Source organism: Amycolatopsis sp. Hca4 (assembly GCF_013364075.1).
Taxonomy (GTDB): domain Bacteria; phylum Actinomycetota; class Actinomycetes; order Mycobacteriales; family Pseudonocardiaceae; genus Amycolatopsis.
Window position 1 is genome coordinate 1,177,452 of record NZ_CP054925.1, and the last position, 19,313, is coordinate 1,196,764.

Here is a 19,313-nt window from a genome sequence, read left to right on the forward strand (position 1 = left end):
TACGACACTTCCCGGAAAAAGACACAGCCCGGCGTGATAGACACTCCCGCGTGACCACCGAACGCCCCGCACCGCCCCTGACCGGGGGCGAGCGCGAAATGCTCCGCACCTTCCTCGACTTCCACCGCGCCACCCTCGCGATGAAGTGCGACGGACTGTCCGACGAGGACCTCCGCCGGGCCTCGAGCCCGCCGTCGACCCTCTCGCTGCTCGGCCTGGTCCGGCACATGGCCGAGGTCGAGCGCACCTGGTTCCGGCGGGTGATCAACGCCGAGGACGTCCCGCTGGTGTGGTCGGACGAGAACGACTTCCAGGCCGCCTACGACGCGAGTTCGTCGACGCGGTCGGAGGCCTTCGCGGCGTGGGAAGCCGAGGTCGAGCAGTCACGCAAGATCGAGGAGGCGGCCGAGTCGCTCGACGTCACCGGCCACCAGCCGCGCTGGGGCGAGGACGTCTCGCTGCGGCTGGTGATGCTGCACATGATCCACGAGTACGCCCGGCACAACGGCCACGCGGACTTCCTGCGCGAGGCCATCGACGGCGTCACGGGCGCCTGATGGACGTGCTCGCCTGGTTGCGCGACTCCGATCCGGCCCTGCGCTGGCAGGTGGAGCGCGACCTGGCGGGCGAGCCGGCCCCGGTCTGGGAAGCGACGCGGGCCCGGGTGGCCGAGGAGGGGTTCGGCGCGCGGCTGCTGGCCGCGCAGGACCCCGACGGCCAGTGGGCGAGCGGCGCGTTCTTCCCCGCGGGCTTCCGCGGCGACGAACCGCAGCCCTGGACCGCGACGACGTGGTCGCTCAATGCCCTGCGCGAATGGGGCGTCGACGCTTCGGTGCTGACCGGTACAGCCGAGCTGCTGGCCGCGAACAGCCGGTGGGAGTACGAAGACCTGCCCTACTGGGACGGCGAGGTCGACGTCTGCATCAACGCGTGGACCCTGGCCAACGGGGTGTGGCTCGGCGCGGACGTCGAGGGCATCGCGGAGTGGTTCGTCGAGCACCGGCTCCCCGACGGAGGTTGGAACTGCGAGTGGGTCGAAGGCTCGGCGCGCTCCTCGGTCCACTCGACGCTCAACGCGCTCAAGGGACTGCTCGCGCACGAGACGGCGACCGGAGGCACCCCGGCGACCCGGGCGGCCCGCTCGGCGGGTGAGGAGTACCTGCTGGAACGCGGCCTGTTCCGCCGCCGGTCCACCGGCGAGCCGATCGGGCCGTGGGTGCGCGAGTTCGGCTACCCGTTCCGCTGGCGCTACGACGTGCTCAACGCGACCTGCTACTTCCGCGACGCCGGGCGCCGGGACGAGCGGCTGGCCGAAGCGATCGAGCTGGTGCGCGCGGCGCGGCAGCCCGACGGGACGTGGCTGCAGCAGCGCACCGATCCCGGCCGGGTGTGGTTCGAGGTGGACGCCCCGGCCGGGCAGCCGTCGAAGTGGCTGACGCTCTCCGCCACCCGCGTCCTGGACTGGTGGGACGCCCGCTAGAGCTGGGCCAGCACCAGCCCGCTGCGCGGCTTCGGCGTGAAATACGTGGCCTTGCGCGGCATCCGGCGGCCGGCCGCGTGCACGGCCAGGACATCCGCGTAGCTCACCGGGGCCAGCAGCACCACCGCGTCCGCGTCCGGGGGCAGCGGGCGTCCCGCCGGGAGCGGGCGGACGCACGGGCCGTCCGGGTCGACGCCGAGCGCGCGGGCGAACAGGACCTGCTCGACGACCTCGTGGTCGATCACCGGGCGCGGCCCGTCCGGGGCCGGGAGCGGCACCCGCAGCACGGCTCCGCCTGCCCGCACCACGACCTCGCCGGTGACCGGCACCGCGTCCTCGGCGTGGCGGACGTCCAGGCCGGCCGCGCGCCAGCGCGTCACCAGGTCGTCCGGGCCGAGGCCGGTGCCGGTCAGGACGCGGTGGATCGCGCCGATCTCCAGTGCCGGTCCCGCGGTGACCAGGGCGAGCAGCGCGCCGTGGCCGGCCGCTGCCGCGGCGGCCACGCGGTGGTTGCCGTCGGCGACCAGGAGGTCCGCGCCGGCCACCGCGGCCAGCAGGCGGCTCTGCAGCGGGCCTTCGGGGACCACCCACAGGTCGTGCCGCCGGCCGGCCCCGTCCGAAGTGGACAGATCGGGCAGGCCGAGCCCGGCGCAGGCCTGCTCGACCTGCGCGGTCAGCTCCTCGCCGCCGGCGGCCGGGACGAGCAGCGCGGCACTCGTCGCGCACCCGAGGCCGGCGAGCACCGCGGCCCGTTCGGCGACGACGTCGGGGTAGACGTCTTCGGTGTGCCGGACGCGCGCGGCACCGTCGTCGGCCACCGCCGCCGGGTCGACCAGGCAGAGCAGGCCGAGCGCCACCCCGTCCGGCCCTTCGATCCGGTAGGGCGCGACGACGGTGCGGACCGGCCGGTAGAACCGCTTGCGCAGCCGTTCGAGCACGGCACGGGCCACCGGGACGGCGGCCGCCAGGTCGAGACCGCGGGCCAGCGCGGCGGGCGTGCGGGCGGGGTGCTGCACGGCCAGCAGGCTGTCCGCCGCTCCGGGCGCGGCCAGCGCGGCGATCACCCGCTCGGGCTCGGCGAACTCGTCGACGTCGGGGCCGGGGACCGCGTCGCGGACCACCCAGCCCCGCCCGATCGGCCGGATCCAGTCGCTCATCCTGACCATCTTGCGCCACGGGCGCCGGAAAATTCGCTGGGGCCGGTGCCGCCGGGATGGAATGCTTAGGACTGCAAAGTAGTTGACCCCGATCATGACCGTTCCGAGGAGCACCCCGCCGATGACGACGTCCGCCGCCACCCGGGGGGTCGGTTTCCGGTCCGACCGCGGCCCGGTGCTGATCGCGGTCATGCTGAGCACCGCACTGGTCGCGCTGGACAGCACGATCATCGCGACCGCCGTCCCGTCGGTGGTGCGCGACCTCGGCGGGTTCGCGCAGTTCCCGTGGCTGTTCTCGATCTACCTGCTCACCCAGGCCGTGACGGTGCCGCTGTACGGCAAGTTCGCCGACCAGCTCGGCCGCCGCCCGGTGATGTTCTTCGGGATCGCCGCGTTCCTGGTCGGCTCGGTCCTGTGCGGCGCGGCCTGGAGCATGCCGGTGCTGATCGCCGCCCGCGCGGTCCAGGGCATCGGCGCCGGCGCGATCCAGCCGATGTCGATGACGATCATCGGCGACCTGTACACGGTGGAGGAACGCGCCAGGGTGCAGGGTTACGTGGCCAGCGTCTGGGGCGCGGCGTCGGTGATCGGCCCGACGCTCGGCGGCCTGTTCGCCGAGTACCTGGACTGGCGCTGGATCTTCTTCATCAACCTGCCGCTGGGCGCGATCGCGGCGCTGATGCTGTTCCGCGGCTTCGCCGAGCGCGTGGAGCGCAAGCCGCACAAGGTCGACTACCTAGGTGCGGGCCTGCTCACGGTCGGTTGTTCCCTGCTCATCCTCGGTCTGCTCGAGGGCGGCGTGGCGTGGGCGTGGGGTTCCGTGCCGAGTGTGGCGATCTTCGTCGTGGGCGTGCTGCTGCTGGTGGCGTTCGTGCTGGTGGAGAAGCGTGCGGTGGAGCCGGTGCTGCCGCTGTGGGTGTTCACCCGCCGGGTCCTGGTGGGCGGCAACCTGGTGGCGGTGGTGGTCGGCGCAGTCCTGATGGGGCTGACGTCCTACTTGCCGACGTACGCGCAGGGCGTGCTCGGCGCGGGCGCGCTGGTGGCGGGCTTCGCGGTGGCGGCGCTGACGGTGGGCTGGCCGATTTCGGCGTCGCTGGCGGGCAAGATCTACCTGCGCATCGGCTTCCGCGACACGGCGTTGATCGGCAGCGTGTTCATCATCGCGGGCGGCGTCCTGGTGGCACTGCTGGGCGCGGGATCGTCCCTGTGGGCGGCGGCTTTCGCGGCGTTCGTGCTCGGGCTGGGTCTCGGCCTGGCGGCGAGCCCGACGCTGGTGGCGATCCAGTCGGTGGTCGGCTGGGACCGCCGCGGAGTGGTGACGGCGACGAACCTGTTCAGCCGGTCCCTGGGCAGCGCGGTCGGGGCGGCGGTGTTCGGGGCGATCGCGAACGCGACACTGGCGGCCCGGTTCGCTTCGCCGCCGGCGGAGGTGGGTCCGTTGCCGCCATCGGTGGACGCGACGAGCCTGGTACTGGGCGGCCACGCGGACAATTCCCCGGCGGCGGTGTTCGTGCGCGGGGCGTTGGCGGATGCGACGCACTACGTGTTCTTGGGTTTGCTGGCGGTGGCTGTTCTGTCGGTGGGGGCGTTGCTGCTGATGCCGCGGAAGACCGAACAACTGGAGTTCTGATCCCCGTTTCTTCGATCCCGACAACTCGATTCGACAGCACGTTCGTTTGCGCACCCCACGTGCACGTGCAGGCGAACGGGTACCGAGCCGATCACCTTGCGGCGCAGGGAAAATCGAGGCGAGCGAACGTCCAGGAATTGTCACTTATCTGACCGGGAATCACGGGGCAACCGCGCAACCGGACGTGCGTTATCCTGCTCTCGGCGGTGTCGAACCGTCACGTTCCGCAGTTAACCTGAATGGACGCCTACGCGACGTTCCGGCCCTCGATGCCGCACCCGGCCGGCCGGCACGCGCCCGTCGAAAACCGAGGGGACGCACGTGGCCGAACTGGACGGGCCTTCGACCGAGATCACCCCAGGCTTGCGTTGGGTGAAGAGTTCGGCGAGCGGTAGCGGCACACAGGGAGACGATTGCGTCGAGGTCGCCCGAACTTCCGAGCACGTGCTCATCCGCGATTCGAAGCAGCCTGACACCTGGCTCTCGTTGCCCCCCGGAAGCTGGCTGGCGTTCTTGCGCCGACTCTGAGCAAGGCTTTCCCGCAACCCCGGCTGACCTGATCAAGGTCCGGCCGGGGTTGCCGCTGTTCATGGCCAGACACCACGCCATCTGATGGGACGCAATATGCCACACGACGAGTGTGGTGCTACCGTTCTGCCATGTGGCAGATCGGCAGCCTGCCACCCGACACATGGAGGAGTGAAGAAAATCATGACTAGGGCGCACTCGCCAGTGGTCAGCCAGCGGCGTGTGCTGGCGGAGATAAGAGAGGCGCGTGAGGCCCTGCAGCTCACCCAGAAGGACGTCGCCGAGGCACTGGACTGGTCGACTTCGAAGCTGATCCGCATCGAAAACGGCACCGTGGGCCTGTCGATCACCGATCTCAAGGCGCTTCTGCTGCACTACGGCATCACCGACCGGGACCGCGTCGAAACCTACGTCGCCATGGCCAAGGCCGGCCGGGAGCCGGGCTGGTGGGACCAATTCAAGCGCACCAGCAGCCCGGAATTCGTGAAATTCCTCGGCCTCGAATCGGCCGCGGTCATCCTTCGCCAGTACCAGCTGCACCTGGTGCCGGGGCTGTTGCAAGTGCCCGAGTACACCCGTTCGCTGACGGCGCAGGTCACCGGGGACGCCGAGGTCCAGGAGCGGCGGATCAGGCTGCGCACGCAGCGGCAGGCGCGGCTCGAAGACCCCGAACTCGAGCACTTCTTCATCCTCGACGAATCCGTGCTGCACCGCCGCGTCACCGACGGCGAGAGCTGGGGAACCCAGCTGCGCCACCTCCGCGAAGTGGCCGAGAGGCCCAACGTGACCTTGCAGGTCCTGCCGTTCAAAGCCGGGTGGGTGGAAGGGATGCAGAGTTCCTTCGAGCTGCTCCAGCTGTCCGAGCAGACCAACGACCTGTTCCTCAACCTGGAGCAACCCGACGGCGACGTCTTCTTCGACGACGTCATCGGCGCCGAAAAGGCCGCCCAGTTCATCCGGATCTTCTACCGGCTCGAAGACGCCGCCCTCAGCCCCGAAGAAACGCCCGACTTCATCGACAAGATGCTGCACCGGCTGGAGGACTGAATGAGACGCGCATAGGGAAGCGGCCCCTGGCTGGTACCCAGGGACCGCTTCGAAGGGCAATACCTCCGACCCACCCAGAAGCAAGCGCGGACATACTGCCGAGGCGCCAGCATACGACTCCGGATCCGGGAAACGGTCCCGCCGTCCGGCTCATGCCCCGAGTTCATTCTCCCGAGGGCATGACGTCACTCGCTGGTGACAAAAAGGCCGACCACGAGCCGAGGCTCGGCGGTGGCCTCCTCCTCGGCAGCGTCCGCGGCGCACCGATCCGAGTCCGGCGCGCGCCGGCCAGTTCGAGGAGGCACTGTGCATTTCGACGTCCGTGCTGACCGCAGACCGTTCCCCCGCCCCTGTGCCGCGCTGGCCAGCCGGGCCGGTGCCCTCTGCTACGCCTCATCACCGAGGGGGCGACAATGACCGGCGACCGCTCCTGGGCGACCCGGCTCGGCAAGTCCCTCCTCGTCCTCGCCCCGCACGTCGTCGCCCTCCTGCGGCTCGACGACCTCAACCCGCTCGTCGAGACCGATCACCGGGTGCAGCGCAACTACGCCGTCCCGGTGGACGGGGAAGATCGGCCCGACGCCGGTCGGTTCATCCGCGAGCGCGGCGAAATCCTCCTCTCGGCGGAGCAGGCGCGGCAGGCCACCCACGGCCTCGTCCTCGCCGGCAGCACCCGCGGCCTCGACGACGTGCGCGGCCCCGTCCTGCTGGTCCCGCACGGGGGCGGCCTCGGGCAGTACCGCTCCGGCGAACTCGTCACCGGCCTCGACTCGAGCCGGCTGGTGCGGGGCGGCCGGGTTCGGGCCGACCGGATCGTGCTCACCCACGGACGAGAACTGGACCTGCTCGCCGAGGTCTGCCCGCAAGCCGTCCCGCACGCCGTCGTCGCCGGGGACATCGCCTTCGACCGGCTGGTCGCCAGCGCTCCCTACCGCGACCAGTACCGGGAGGCGCTCGGCGTCACCGACGACCGGGAGATCATCCTCGTCACCGTGACCTGGTCCGCCAGGTCCGGTTTCGGCATCGACCCCCGTGTCTTCCGTGACGTCGCCGAGGCCGCGCCCGGCGCGTGCGTGGTCGCCTCCCTGCACCCGCAGATCTGGTCTCAGCACGGCACCGGCCAGGTGCTCGGCTGGCTCACGGACGCCGTCGACGCCGGGCTCACCGTGCTGGCTCCGCACAGCGACTGGCGCGGTGCGGTCGTCGCCGCCGACGCCGTCATGGCCGACTACACCTCGGTCGGCACCTTCGCGGCCGGTTTCGGTGTGCCCGTGCTCCGGATCCCGCACGGCCCCCAGCCGCTGCTGGCGGGCAGCCCCGCCGCCGTGCTGGCCGCGGAAGCCCCGCTGTGGAACCGGAAGCGACCGCTCGCTGCCCAGCTCGAAGCCGCCCAGAAGGCGCAGTGCCACGGCCTCGGCGCCCACATCGCCGGTCTGGTGACCTCGCGCCCCGGGCAAGCCGGGAAGATCCTCCGCAGGGAGATGTACGGCCTGCTCGGCCTCGGCGAACCGGCGCGAACGGTGCCGTTCTCCCCGGCGCCGCTCCCCCGGCGCGTGACCTGGCCGGTGATCCCGCTGCCGCGAAGCCGGTGACCCTCCCGCCGTCGCTGTGGACCTACGCGCTCACCTCCGGCGCGCAGGGCAGCTTCACCACCGCCGGGCGCCACCAGCACCCGGCGCTGGCGGACGTGCTCATCCACGACGGCACCCGCGCCTTCGCCGATGCCCGTGCCCTGATCGCCCGGTCATTCGCCGGCTTGCCCGGGCTCTCCGTCGCCGCCGTCGGCCCGGTCGTCGGGGACCGCTCCGGTGGCCTCGCCGTGGTCGACAGCGCCCTCGCCGGCATCGCCGCCCACCTCTGGGTCCTCGGTGGCCGCCGGCTCGCCGACCTCGGCGGCGTAACGCTGCAGCCGGGCCCGGACCCGCGTCACCTGCGGCCCGCCGACCTGCTCGTAGAGCTTCAGCGCCTCGGCGAGGTGACCCCGCGCCGCGGCGGGGTCGTCGCCGTGCTCCGCCACGTCGGCGAAGCCGACCAGGACGTCCGCCTGGTAGACCGCTGACCCCGATTCGGACAGCACCGCCCACGCCCGCTCCAGACGCCGCCGCGCCGCCGGGACATCGCCGGCGCGGGCGTCCAGGCGGGCGAGCCCCACCAGGACCTTCGCCTCGTCCTTCTCGTCCCCCATGTCGGCGAACATCCGGCGGGCGCGCTCGAGGTGCGCCAACGCTTCGGGATCACGGTCCGCCTTCGCCAGCACCTCGCCGATCCGGCGGTGCCGCTGGGCGACGCCGCGGTCGATGCCCAGTTCGGCTTCGATCTCCAGGCTGCCGGTGTAGCAGGCGATCGCCGCCGCGACGTCGCCACGGCCCTGCGCCGCCGTGCCCAGCTGGTCCAGCGCGACCGACTCGTTGTGCCTGCTCCCCGCCGCCCGGGCCAGCTCCAGCGCGCGGCCGCACTCCTGCTCCGCCGCCTCGAAGCGGCCCAGATCGAGGTACGCGCGCCCCAGCTGGCAGCGCAGCCGGGACTCCGCGACGACGTTCCGGCACCGCTGCGCCGCGCCGATCCCGATCTCGTGCGAGCGCAGCCACAGGGGGAAGTGCTTCCGGTGCAGGAACAGCTCCCACAACGCCTCGCACAGCTGCCAGGCCACCTCGTCGTGCCGCTGCGCGGCGGCTTCCTCGAGCACCGCCAGCACGTTCGGCAGCTGCTCGTCGAGCCAGTCGAGCGCCGCCCGGCCGGAGCCGAACGCGGGTGGGCTGGTGCGGTACTGCTCGCACACCGGGCTGACCCGCCAGCGGATCGGGATGGCCACCATGTTCGCCCGCGTCATCGCGTGCAGGTACCAGGTCGCCACCCGCGGCAGGACCTCGAAGCGGTCGTCGTCGCGCTGGGCGCGGGCGTGCAGCCGGACGAGGTCGTGGAAGCGGTAGCGCCGCTCGTCGACCTCTTCCAGGAGGCTCGCGTCGACCAGCTGCTGCAGGCCGTCGGCCGGGTCGGCCAGCTCGGTCGCCGCCACCGCGACGTCGACGCCGAACGACGCGCCCGGGAACTCGCCCAGCAGGCGGTACAGCTTCGCCGCCGGTTCCGGCAGCGCCCGGTAGGACCAGTCGAACGTCGCCGCCACCGGGGCTTCGCCCTCCGCCGAGAGCCGGCTCAGCCGCGAGTTCTCGTCGCCCAGCTCGGCGACCACCCGCGCCACCGGCCACCGGGGCCGGGACGCCAGCCGGGCGGCCGCGACGCGCAGCGCGATCGGCAGCCGCCCGCACAGCGTGGCCAGCTCGGCGACGTCGTCGAGCTCGCCGGCGACCCGGGTCCGGCCGACCGCGTTCACCACCAGCTCCACGGCGTGCGGCTGCGCGAGCGGCGCCACGTCGAGGAACCGCGCGCCTTCGGACACCAGCCCGTCCAGCCGCAGCCGGCTGGTCACCACCACCGTGCAGCCCGCGGACGCGGGGATCAGCGGCCGGACCTGGGCCGCCGACAAGGCGTTGTCCAGCAGGACGAGCAGCCGTCGGCCCGCGGTCAGCGTCCGGAACAGCGCCGCCTGCTCGGCCAAGCCGGGCGGGACGTGCTCGGGCGCGACGCCCAAAGCGCGCAGGAACGCGCCGAGTGCCTCGTCCGGCAGGACCGCGGTGCCCGGCGAGAAGCCGCGCAGGTCGGCGTAGAGCTGGCCGTCGGGGTAGCGCCCGGCGTGCCTGCTGCCCCAGGTGACGGCGACCGCGGTCTTGCCGACCCCGCCCGGCCCGATCAGCACGGCGAGCGCGGGCTGTCCCCCGGTTTCCTGCCCGGCGACTTCGTCCAGCGCCGCGAGCTCGGCCGCCCGGCTCGTGAAGTGCGACGGCGACGGCGGCAGCTGCCGGGGCACCGGGTGCGGTGACCGCGGGGCGGCCACCCAGACGTCGCCGGTGATGGTCCCGGCCTGCAGCACCACCCCGGCTGCGCCACCGTCGATGTGGTTGTGCACTTCGGATGGTGATGCGGCACCGCTCCGAGACGTCATCCGAGAACTCCCGCCCAGACTCGAACTTCTCTGTGTACCTGTCGCTCGCGCGCGACGGCACGGGAAGCCGGGCGAATTACCTCGAACGTACGAGGACCGCGCGCCCGCGGTCCGTCAGAATCGAAGGCCACCGGCAACCAGGAAGGCCCGGCCTTGACCTTCGACGAACTCCCGCCGTACCGCGCCCTGCTGGTGGTCGACACCAAGGGGTTCGGCGGCAACCCGGCCGCCACCCAGGCGGTACTCTCCGCGGCCATCCCCGACGTGCTGTCCCAGGCGTTCGCCCGCGCCGGGCTGCGCGAGGTGTGGGAAACCGCCCTGTTCCCGCACGGCACCGGCGACGGCTACGGCCTCGGCTTCGACCCGCGGTTCCTGCCCGCGGTGGTCAGCCGGTTCTTCGACGAGCTGGAATCCGTGCTCGCCGAGCGGGACGCGCGCCTGCGCTCGGCCGCGCGGTCGGTGCGCCTGCGGATGCGGGCCAGCCTGAACGTCGGCCCGATCCTCGAGCCGGAGCCGGGCACCACCGCGGCGGCCGCGATCGGCAGCGCGGTGATCACCACGCACCGGCTGCTCGACGCCGCCCCGGTGCGCGCGGTGCTGGAGCGCTCGGACCCGGACCAGACGTTCCTCGCGGTGGCGCTGTCGCAGCGGATCTTCGAGGACGTGCTGGCCGGCGGGTACGCGGACCTGCCCGCGTCGAAGGTGGTGCCGGCGGATGTCCGGGTCAAGGAGCAGCGCGGCACGGTCTACCTCTACATCCCCAACCCCAGCGGGGACCTGCTGCGCCACGGCGCCGGCTTCGAAGAGGAGCTCGCGGCGGCCCGGGCGAAGATCGAGCCGCCGGCCCCGGGCAGCACGACCAACACGATCAACGGGACCGTGCGCGGGACGGCGTTCCAGATCGGCCAGGTGCACGGCGACCTCCGCCACGGCTAGTTCTGCAGCGGCACCAGCTCCGCCCGGAACTTCTCCAGGAAGCCGTCGAAGTCGCCGTGCACGGGCCGGATCACGAACTTCGACAGCCCGGCTTCGATGTGCTGTTCCACCAGCCGCCGGGCTTCCGGCCAGCTCGTCGCGACGAGATCCGCCACCGCCGCACCGGGGTTGCGCCGGGCCGCGGCCGCCGCGAGCGCGGCCGGGATCCCCTGGTCGGCCACCGCGAGGCTGAGCCCGAAGTGGTCTTCCTCGATTTCGCGGCCCGCCTCCGCCGCGGCCCGCTGGATGGCGATGCGGGCGTCGCGGGCCTGCGACGGCGTGTGGAAGCTGCCCAGCCAGCCGTCCGCGAGGCGGCCCGTGCGGCGCAGGGCCGCCGGCGCCGACCCGCCCAGCCAGACGTCGAGGTGCTTCTGCGGGCGCGGGCCGAGGCGGACGCCGTCGACCTGGAAGAACTCGCCGTCGAAGGACACCTCGTCCTCCTCCAGCAGCCGGCGCAGCAGCACGAGCGATTCGTCGAAGACGGCGGCGCGGCGGCCGGGCGGCACCGGGAACAGGCCGGCTTCGGCCGCGCGGGCCGGGCGCAGGCCGAACACCGGCAGCACGCGCTTGGGCGCGAGCCCGGCCAGGGTGAGCAGCTGCTTGGCGACCAGCACCGGGTGCCGTCCCGGCAGGATCGCGACGCCGGTGCCGACCTTCAGCTTCGACGTCCGCGCCAGCGCGTGCGTCATCCCGATCATCGGGTCGACCTCGGGCGAGTAGACGAGCTCGGACAGCCACAGCGAGTCGACGCCGGCGTCCTCGAGCCGGGCGGCGAGCCCGGCGAACTCCGCCGGCCCGGTCCCGGCCGCGGGCGCGACGCCCAGCCTGATCTTCAGCAAGGGTTCCTCCCGGAAGGCTCTCTCGGGGAGCAACGCGCCGGGCGGCCGGGAATTCCTCAGGCGGTCGCGTCGATGACCCGGGTCAGCACGCCGTGCAGGGCTTCCAGCTCGGCGACGTCCATGCCGAGTGTCTGGACCACCTTGTACGGGATCTTCTCCGCCTCCGCCCGCAGCGCCCGGCCCGCCTCGGTCAGCTCGACCGTCAGCCGCCGCTCGTCCGAACGGCTGCGGGCCCGCGTCACGTACCCCAGGGCTTCCAGCCGCTTGAGCAGCGGCGAGAGGGTCGCGGGTTCGTGCCGCAGGGCCTCGCCGAGGTCCTTCACGGACCTGGGCGAGCGTTCCCACAGCGCGAGCATCACCAGGTACTGCGGGTGGGTCAGGCCGTACGGCTCGAGCAGCGGCCGGTAGATCGCGATCACGCTGCGCGAAGCCACCGACAGCGCGAAGCACACCTGCCGGTCCAGCTTCAGGGGGTCCTCACCCAGGTCGATCATGTCCGAATCCTACTGTGTCGTCGGTCGCCCTAATGATTAGGGCACTAAGTATTAGTGTACTGTCTAAGTCATGGAACGACCGAGTGCGCTCCGCTGGTTCGGGTACGCCGTGGGCGTGCGCCTTCCCGAGCGCTACAACGAGTGGGCGTTGCACGATGCGACGTCGAAGCACTGGCGAGCCCGGTTCGTGGTCCAGCGGTCGATCGGCATCGTGCCGCTGTGCGCGGTGTGGCTGCTGCTGCCCGGCTCGATCTGGCTGCGGCTCTCCCTGGTGCTGATGGCGGCACTGGTCGCGTACTTCTATTCGTGCGCGTACATGGAGGAAAGCGTCGAGCACCGGCTCGGCCGGCAGGGCTTCCCGCACAACACCGGGCGCCACCTCCGCGCCGAGGCGGCCGAGGCGAAGAACGCCGAAGTCACCGCCCGCTACCTCGCGCGCTACCGGACGCCGTCGGAGGGTTAGTTACAGTCGGGGGCGATGAGACGCAAGCTCCGCCCGCCGATCCCGCCCCGTCACGGGCTCGACCCCGCCCGGCTGAAACTGCCCGATGGCGAGTGGCCGACCCTGCTGGCGCACCTGATCGAGCGGCTGCCCCGCGTGGCGCCCGGCCGCATCGAGCAGATGCTGCGCGAGGAGCGCATCCACGGCACGGACGGCCCGCTCGGCGTCGACACGCCGTATGCGCCCGGCTCGTTCATCTGGTTCCACCGCGACCTGCCCGACGAGGTGCCGGTGCCGTTCGCGATCGACGTCGTGCACCGCGACGAGCACCTGCTGGTCGTCGACAAGCCGCACTTCCTGGCGACCATCCCGCGCGGGCAGCACATCCTGGAGACGGCGCTCGTGCGGCTGCGCCGCGACCTCGACCTGCCGCAGCTGTCCCCCGCGCACCGGCTGGACCGCGTCACCGCGGGGCTGGTGATGTTCGTGATCACGCCCGAGCTGCGCGGCAGGTACCAGACGCTGTTCCGCGACCGCCGGGTGCACAAGGAGTACGAAGCGATCGCGCCATACGACCCGGCGCTGGCCCTGCCGAGAACCGTCCGCAGCCGGATCGTCAAAGACCGCGGGGTGCTGGCCGCTCATGAGGTGCCGGGCGAGCCGAACGCCGAGACCTACGTCGAGCTGCTCGAACACCGCGACGGCCGGGGCCGGTACCGGCTGGTCCCCTCGACCGGCCGGACCCACCAGCTGCGCGTGCACCTCAGCGGCCTGGGCGTCCCGATCCTCGGCGACGACTTCTACCCCGAGCTGCGCGAGAAGCCCCTGGGCGACTTCACGAAACCCCTGCAGCTGCTGGCCAGGGTGCTCGACTTCGACGACCCGCTCACCGGCGCCCACCGCCGCTTCACCAGCCGGCGACGGCTGTCCGCCTGGGACGACTTCGACGCCTGGGCGGCGTCCCCGGGCGGGGACGCCGCCGCGGACGTCACTTGTGCCAGAACCTGATCCCACTCCACTGCACGGTGATCGGCCCCGCGCCGCTCGCGGTGCGGTAGCTGCCGAACTTGTCGTAGTAGCTGCCACTCGGGCTGGAGACCGAGTCCTTCTGCGAGCCGTTGATGTACACCTTGTGCGTGCTGCCGACCTGGTTGATCGTGTTCACCCGCACGCTCGTCCCCACGGTGGCCCCGGTGGCGATCGTCTCGCCGCCGTGCACCGCGTAGAGGCGGCCGCCCTTCTCCACCGCCAGCAGGAAGAACGGCCCGGCGCTGGAGCCGTCCCGGAACGTCTGCTTGAGACTGATCCGGCTGCCGCCCATGCTGGTGATCTTGAACGAGCCCTCGAACTGGTGGGTGCCGCCGGTGTAGGTGGTGTAGCGGCGTTCCGCGCGCTGGTCACCGCTGCCGGTCGAGCAGGTGAGCTTGAACGTCAACCCGGAGATGTCACCGCAGCCCCGCTCCTGCTCGGAGTAGCCCGGGGAATCCGAGACCCACGGACCCGTGCCGACCTGGGCTTCCACCGCCGGGGTGAGCACCGCGAGCCCCAGCGCCGTCGCCGCGAGCACGCCCGCACCGCGAAGTCTGTGCACCGTCAACCTCCTGTGTCACTCGAGGCGGCGGTCACCCGGCAACAGGTTCAGACCTTTGCGGGCGTGGAGACGACTGTACGAGCCCGGACCGCGGCGGGCAAGAGTCACCGTTCCCGCTCTGCGGTCTGTCGGAAGTTTTCTTCGGAAGCCGTGTCGAATCCGGCTTGCCCCGTTCGACAGACTTGCAGGAGCAAGATCGACCACCGAGGAGCAACCCCATGCGCACCCTGATCTCCAGCTCGTTCGTCTCACTCGACGGCGTCGTCGAAGCCCCCGGCGGCGAGCCGGGCTACCGCAACTCGGGCTGGACGTTCAAGGACATCGAGTTCGACCCGGCCGCCTACGCGATCAAGGGCAGCGAGCAGGAGGAAGCCACCGCGCTGATGATGGGCCGGGTCAGCTACGAGGCGTTCGCGCCGGTCTGGCCGGGCATGACCGTGGAGTTCGCCGGGTACAACGCGATGCCGAAGTACGTCGTGTCGACCACCCTCACCGACGCCGGCCTGGTCGACAACTGGGGCGAGACGACGATCCTGCGGTCCCTGGACGAGGTCGCGGCCCTGAAGGAGACCGAGGGCGGCCCGATCATCATCGCCGGCAGCGCCACCCTCAACCGCGCACTGGCCGACGCCGGCCTGATCGACCGGTACCACCTGCTGGTCTTCCCGGTCCTGCTCGGCGCGGGCAAGCGGCTCTTCAGCGACACCGACAAGGACAAGCAGAACCTGAAGCTCGTGTCCAGCGAGGCCTACGGCAACGGCGTCCAGAAGCTGGTCTACGACGTCACACACTGACCGCGTGGCGATGTTTCACGTAGAACATCTGTTCGAACATCGTGTAACGTCGGGGTCATGACGACTCCGGCACTGCAGGCCTCGCTGTTCGGCGAGTCCGGCCCCGTCACGCTGCACGCCCTGGCCCCGCGCCGGACCGAGCTCGGCTCCGGCGCGTGGGTCGACGTGCAGCCGGGCTGGCTCGCCGGCGCCGACGAGCTGTTCGCCGACCTCGCCACCGGCGTTCCCTGGCAGGCGGAGCGGCGGAAGATGTACGACCGCGTGGTGGACGTCCCGCGGCTGCTGTGCTTCTACCGCGAAGCCGCGCCGCTCCCCCACCCCGTGCTGGCGGAAGCCCGCGCGGCGCTGAGCGAGCACTACGCGAGCGAGCTCGGCGAGCCGTTCCGCACGGCGGGCCTGTGTTACTACCGCGACGGCCGCGACAGCGTCGCCTGGCACGGCGACACGATCGGCCGGGGCAGCACGGAGGACACGATGGTCGCGATCATCTCGGTGGGCGCGGCCCGCCACCTGGCCCTACGCCCCCGCGGCGGCGGCGAGTCCTGCCGCTACGCCCTCGGCCACGGCGACCTGATCGTGATGGGCGGCTCGTGCCAGCGGACGTGGGAGCACGCGGTGCCGAAGACGAACCGGGCGGCCGGGCCGCGGATCAGCATCCAGTTCCGGCCGCGCGGGGTGCGCTGAGGTCAGTCCACCAGCACCGGGAGCTCGTCCAGACCGTACACAATGGACACCTTGCGGAACGACAGCTCGTCCTCCGGCACCGCCAGCCGCAGGTTCGGGAAGCGGCTGATCAGCGCCGGGTACGCGGTGCGCAGCTCCATCCGGGCCAGTTCCGCGCCGATGCAGCGGTGGATGCCGTAGCTGAAGGCCAGGTGCGACGTCGGCTCGCGGGTCGCGTCGAACGTCTCCATGTCCGGACCCAGCTTGGGGTCGCGGTCGGCCGCCGACAGCGACACCAGCACGATGTCGCCCTCGGCGATGTGGACGCCGCCGATTTCCATGTCCTCCTTGGCGAACCGGGGGAACGCCATCTGCACCACGGTCAGGTAGCGCAGCAGCTCCTCGACGAACCGGTGCACGGACTCGTCGTCGCCGCGGACGGCGTCCATCGCCTTCTCGTCGCGCAGCAGCACCAGCGCGCCGAGGGCCAGCATGCTCGCCGTCGTCTCCAGGCCGCCGGTGAGCACGCCGTCGGCCAGGCCGGCCAGCTCGCGGTCGTCGATTTCGTCGCCGTGTTCCTTGATCAGCATGCCGAGCAAGCCGTCGCCGGGCTGTTCGCGCTGCTTCTTGACGATGTCGAGCAGATAGGTCAGCGACTCCGACATCGCGCCGAGCGAGGCGCCGGCGCCGCCGAAGAGGTCGAAGCGGGCGGTGCTCAGCCGCTGGAAGTCCTCGCGGTCCTCATAGGACACGCCGAGCAGCTCGCAGATGGTCAGCGACGGGATCGGCAGCGCGAACGCCTGCCACAGGTCGACCGGCCCCTCGGCCGCGGCCATCGCGTCGAGCTGCTCGGCGACGATCTCGTCGATGCGCGGGGCCAGCCGGCTCAGCCGGCGCATGGTGAACTCCGGCGTCAGCAGCTTCCGCAGCCGCGTGTGCACCGGCGGGTCCGCGAAGCCGAGCCCGCCCGGGTTCTGGTCGGCCGTGACGCCGGCGTTGCCGACGAGGTTGCCGAAGTCGCTGGAGAACCCGGTGGCCTTGCCGAGGACGGCCTTCGCCTCGTCGTAGCCGGTGACGAGCCAGGCGTTCATCCCGAACGGCAGGTCGAGCTTGCCGATCGGCGCCTCACGGCGTTTTTCGGCCATCGCCGGTACCGGGTCGAGGCCGTCCCGCTTCAGCGGCAGCAGCGCCGAATCGGGCAGGATGGCCGACATCTTTTCGAGGTCGAAGCCCTTTTTCGACTGCCGGGCGAGGTAGCGCCGGCCGACCCAGCCCAGGACCCGTGAGCGGAGACTCCCCATGGGACCGACAGTACCGTACTAGCCCGATCGGGTGACGAGAACCGAGACGGGGTTCACGCGGGCTTCCGAGCCAGCAGATAGGCCTGCGGGGTCTTCTCGGGCGGCTGCGGCTCCCGGACCACCCGAGCCTCCACGACCAGCCCGGCCTCGACGCACAACCCGGCGACGAACTCCGGCGGCAACCGGTAGGCGTCCAGGGCGACGTCGTGACCGTAGCCCCGGGTGATCCGGCGGCGCTCGTCACCGACCTGGAACCCGGTCAGCAGCCGTCCGCCCGGCGCCAGTACCCGGGCGAGCTCCGCGATCACCGGCGCCAGGTCCGCGGGAGGCGTGTGGATGAGCGAGTACCACGCCACCGCGCCCGCCAGGCTCCCGTCCGCCAGCGCCAGGGCGGCCAGCGAGCCGACCTCGAAACGCAGCTCGGGATGGGCTCGGCGGGCCGCGTCGATCATGCCCGGCGAAAGGTCGACGCCGAAGACGTCCAGCCCGAGCGAGGCCAGGTACCCGGTCAGCCGGCCCGGGCCGCAGCCGAGATCGCCGACGAGACCGGTCTTCCCGACCAGTTCGGCGAACGTGGTCAGCACCGCCCGGTCCCACGGGCTCTCGTCGAGAAGGTTCCGGAGCTCCTCGGCGTAGGAGTCGGCGACGGTGTCGTAGGCGGTCCGGGTCTCGGTCACGAAGGCGGGTTCGGTCATGGGGCCGGACCCTATCCGCGGCCACCGACAATTCGGTTCTCGGTGATCAGCCCGTGCTCGCTGGCCACGTAGTGGAAGTACGGCCGCCCCAGGTCGTCGCTTCCGGTGAAAAGCGTCTTCGATCGGCCGTCGGCTTCGGTGTTCACGCCGTTCGTGCGGGCCAGTACGCCCGAGGACGCCAGCCACTCCCGGGAAGCGTTCACCGGCCGCCAGCTCCGGCCGTCGCCCGTGGTGTCGCCGAGGATCTTCGTCATCTCCACCGATCCCGAGATCCGCAGGTTCTGGTCGTCGGTGATGTTCGCCGTCGCGTCGGTGGTCAGCGGGTAGGACCACGTGTGCCTCGCCGCCCGCACCCGGCCGTCCACTGTGGACGTCGAGGTCTGCTGCCCCGAATCCGCCTGCACGACGTGCTGGGTGAAGCCGCCACCGGTGATGTCGTCGCTGTTGCGGTAGTCGCGGGTGCGCTCGACCCGCGTGAACACCCGGCCCGCCGACGTGTCGACGTAGCCCGCCGTCACGTCGTCGCGCTTGGCCGTGACCGTCACGTTCACGCCGCCGGTGATGTCCTTGACCGTCGTCTGCCGGGCCGGTGCGGCCGCGACGCCCGCGCGGGTCAGGGCGCCGGACGTCCGCGTCGCGTTTTTGTCGGTGTAGAGCAGTAGCGTCGGCACGACGGTGAATTCGCCGCCGATGTCCGGGAAGGAGAAGGAAAGGTCATGGGTACCGCCGTCGACGAGGCGCCCGGCGAACGGCGTGACGTCGTAGGTCTCGGCGTGCAGGCTGAAGGTGTCGATCGCGACGACCGGCCGCCACAGCTGCGGCACGATCCCGCCGGAGTAGATATGCGGGAAGGTGAACGCGCTGCCGGCCGCCGTGCCGTCGATGGCGAAGTTCGCCTCGCGGTACGGGCCCTTCCCGCAGAGGCCGGCCGCCGGGTACTTCGCGGACACGTCGTCGGGCACGTCGTCGAACCACTGCTCGTCACACGCGTGGCCCTCGAGCGTGACCTCCAGGTAGGCGCGGGTGATGTTGCGCGGCAGGTCTTTCGCGGTGAAGTGCACGGTCGGCGCGGCCGGGGTCGCGTCGGCGTGCCCGAACCCGGCGACGTGATCGGGCGTCTCGGGCGCGGGGTGCTTGCGGTCCGCCTGGTAGTAGGTGAGCGTCACGGTCTGGGCGTAGACGCCGGTGTAGATCGGCGAGTTGTAGTTCTCGATGCCGCCGTGGAAGGGCTGTGGCGTGCGCAGCAGGGCGCTGTAGGGGGTGAGGTCCTTGTCGAAGTGGTAGGTGATCGGGCGTTTGCCCTCGCCGCTGGGCTCCTCGGTCGTGCCCCACCAGACCTCGGTGCCGCCGATCCGCAGGTCGCCGATCCGGTCGTACTGCCGCCCGCTCACGGTGACGGTCTGGTCCATGACGACCTTCGCCCACGGCCCGGGGCAGGCCTTCGGCGGCGTGAGCGTGCCTTCGTAGAACTGCGGGCTGCCGTCGGCGGCGTTGGAGCGGAAGCCGTCGGCGAGGGTGACGCTGCAGTGCGGCGTGCCCGGCCGGGTGACGGCGGGCGCGGCGGTGACGGGGTTGTCGGTGTCACCCTCCACAATCGGTGCGGCCGCGGCCACCGCCCCGGTGAACACCCACGTCAGCACGAGCGAAAGGACGATCGTGAAGATCCGCACCCCGGAC

19 protein-coding genes are annotated in these 19,313 nt (G+C 71.7%); 11 read left to right on the forward strand and 8 right to left on the reverse strand.

Annotated features, from left to right (window positions below):
• The first annotated feature begins 50 nt into the window (after positions 1–50).
• A complete protein-coding gene (locus HUT10_RS05010) occupies positions 51–557 on the forward strand; it encodes a DinB family protein (RefSeq protein WP_176170090.1) in 507 nt (168 codons plus the stop codon).
• Positions 557–1,480, forward strand: a complete 924-nt coding sequence (locus HUT10_RS05015; protein WP_176170091.1) for a squalene cyclase — start codon at positions 557–559, stop codon at positions 1,478–1,480. Before HUT10_RS05010 ends, HUT10_RS05015 begins: the two co-directional genes overlap by 1 nt.
• Here HUT10_RS05015 and HUT10_RS05020 read toward each other — a convergent pair.
• On the reverse strand, positions 1,477–2,637 hold the full coding sequence (locus HUT10_RS05020; protein ID WP_176170092.1) for a DUF1015 family protein: 1,161 nt from the start codon (positions 2,635–2,637) through the stop codon (positions 1,477–1,479). The genes HUT10_RS05015 and HUT10_RS05020 overlap by 4 nt on opposite strands.
• A 121-nt stretch (positions 2,638–2,758) precedes the next feature.
• Between HUT10_RS05020 and HUT10_RS05025 the strand changes: the two genes are divergently transcribed.
• The 4 genes from HUT10_RS05025 (at position 2,759) to HUT10_RS05040 (ending at position 7,434) form a co-directional block, all read left to right on the forward strand.
• Positions 2,759–4,267, forward strand: coding sequence for an MDR family MFS transporter (locus HUT10_RS05025; RefSeq protein WP_176170093.1), 1,509 nt, complete (start codon positions 2,759–2,761; stop codon positions 4,265–4,267).
• A gap of 372 nt (positions 4,268–4,639) precedes the next feature.
• Positions 4,640–4,795, forward strand: coding sequence for a DUF397 domain-containing protein (locus HUT10_RS05030; protein ID WP_368660821.1), 156 nt, complete (start codon positions 4,640–4,642; stop codon positions 4,793–4,795).
• Between the two features lie 183 nt (positions 4,796–4,978).
• Positions 4,979–5,842 carry a helix-turn-helix transcriptional regulator gene (locus HUT10_RS05035; protein WP_176170094.1) on the forward strand — a complete coding sequence of 288 codons (864 nt, stop codon included), beginning with the start codon at positions 4,979–4,981 and terminating at the stop codon, positions 5,840–5,842.
• 413 nt (positions 5,843–6,255) lie between these two features.
• On the forward strand, positions 6,256–7,434 hold the full coding sequence (locus HUT10_RS05040; RefSeq protein ID WP_176170095.1) for a hypothetical protein: 1,179 nt from the start codon (positions 6,256–6,258) through the stop codon (positions 7,432–7,434).
• A gap of 152 nt (positions 7,435–7,586) precedes the next feature.
• Here HUT10_RS05040 and HUT10_RS05045 read toward each other — a convergent pair whose 3' ends face one another.
• On the reverse strand, positions 7,587–9,806 hold the full coding sequence (locus HUT10_RS05045) for a tetratricopeptide repeat protein (protein WP_176170096.1): 2,220 nt from the start codon (positions 9,804–9,806) through the stop codon (positions 7,587–7,589).
• Positions 9,807–9,995: 189 nt separating this feature from the next.
• Here HUT10_RS05045 and HUT10_RS05050 point away from each other — a divergent pair, with 189 nt between their 5' ends.
• On the forward strand, positions 9,996–10,778 hold the full coding sequence (locus HUT10_RS05050; protein ID WP_176170097.1) for a hypothetical protein: 783 nt from the start codon (positions 9,996–9,998) through the stop codon (positions 10,776–10,778).
• Here HUT10_RS05050 and HUT10_RS05055 read toward each other — a convergent pair.
• Together HUT10_RS05055 and HUT10_RS05060 are read right to left on the reverse strand one after the other, a co-directional pair.
• Positions 10,775–11,656, reverse strand: coding sequence for a TIGR03854 family LLM class F420-dependent oxidoreductase (locus HUT10_RS05055; RefSeq protein ID WP_176170098.1), 882 nt, complete (start codon positions 11,654–11,656; stop codon positions 10,775–10,777). The genes HUT10_RS05050 and HUT10_RS05055 overlap by 4 nt on opposite strands.
• A gap of 56 nt (positions 11,657–11,712) precedes the next feature.
• Complete coding sequence (locus tag HUT10_RS05060) at positions 11,713–12,150, reverse strand: MarR family winged helix-turn-helix transcriptional regulator (protein WP_176170099.1); 438 nt, start codon at positions 12,148–12,150, stop codon at positions 11,713–11,715.
• Positions 12,151–12,220: 70 nt separating this feature from the next.
• On the opposite strand from HUT10_RS05060, the gene HUT10_RS05065 reads away from it, so the two are divergent.
• Positions 12,221–12,613 carry a DUF5313 domain-containing protein gene (locus HUT10_RS05065; protein ID WP_176170100.1) on the forward strand — a complete coding sequence of 131 codons (393 nt, stop codon included), beginning with the start codon at positions 12,221–12,223 and terminating at the stop codon, positions 12,611–12,613.
• A 15-nt stretch (positions 12,614–12,628) separates the two neighbouring features.
• Positions 12,629–13,600 (forward strand): RluA family pseudouridine synthase, encoded by a 972-nt coding sequence (locus HUT10_RS05070; RefSeq protein WP_176170101.1) that lies wholly within the window; start codon positions 12,629–12,631, stop codon positions 13,598–13,600.
• On the opposite strand, the gene HUT10_RS05075 is transcribed toward HUT10_RS05070, so the two are convergent.
• Positions 13,581–14,159, reverse strand: coding sequence for a hypothetical protein (locus HUT10_RS05075; RefSeq protein ID WP_176177677.1), 579 nt, complete (start codon positions 14,157–14,159; stop codon positions 13,581–13,583). The genes HUT10_RS05070 and HUT10_RS05075 overlap by 20 nt on opposite strands.
• A 242-nt stretch (positions 14,160–14,401) precedes the next feature.
• Between HUT10_RS05075 and HUT10_RS05080 the strand changes: the two genes are divergently transcribed.
• Together HUT10_RS05080 and HUT10_RS05085 are read left to right on the forward strand one after the other, a co-directional pair.
• A complete protein-coding gene (locus HUT10_RS05080) occupies positions 14,402–14,977 on the forward strand; it encodes a dihydrofolate reductase family protein (protein WP_176170102.1) in 576 nt (191 codons plus the stop codon).
• A 57-nt stretch (positions 14,978–15,034) separates the two neighbouring features.
• The gene (locus HUT10_RS05085; protein ID WP_176170103.1) at positions 15,035–15,661 is read left to right on the forward strand and encodes an alpha-ketoglutarate-dependent dioxygenase AlkB; all 627 of its coding nucleotides are present in this window, start codon (positions 15,035–15,037) and stop codon (positions 15,659–15,661) included.
• Between the two features lie 2 nt (positions 15,662–15,663).
• On the opposite strand, the gene HUT10_RS05090 is transcribed toward HUT10_RS05085, so the two are convergent.
• The 3 genes from HUT10_RS05090 to HUT10_RS05100 are packed head-to-tail and all read right to left on the reverse strand — an operon-like array spanning position 15,664 to position 19,306.
• Positions 15,664–16,941: a cytochrome P450 gene (locus tag HUT10_RS05090; protein ID WP_176170104.1), complete on the reverse strand. Its 1,278-nt coding sequence runs from the start codon at positions 16,939–16,941 to the stop codon at positions 15,664–15,666.
• Positions 16,942–16,994: 53 nt separating this feature from the next.
• On the reverse strand, positions 16,995–17,636 hold the full coding sequence (locus HUT10_RS05095) for a class I SAM-dependent methyltransferase (RefSeq protein WP_176170105.1): 642 nt from the start codon (positions 17,634–17,636) through the stop codon (positions 16,995–16,997).
• An 11-nt stretch (positions 17,637–17,647) separates the two neighbouring features.
• Positions 17,648–19,306, reverse strand: coding sequence for a peptide-N4-asparagine amidase (locus HUT10_RS05100; protein ID WP_176170106.1), 1,659 nt, complete (start codon positions 19,304–19,306; stop codon positions 17,648–17,650).
• Positions 19,307–19,313 lie beyond the last annotated feature (7 nt).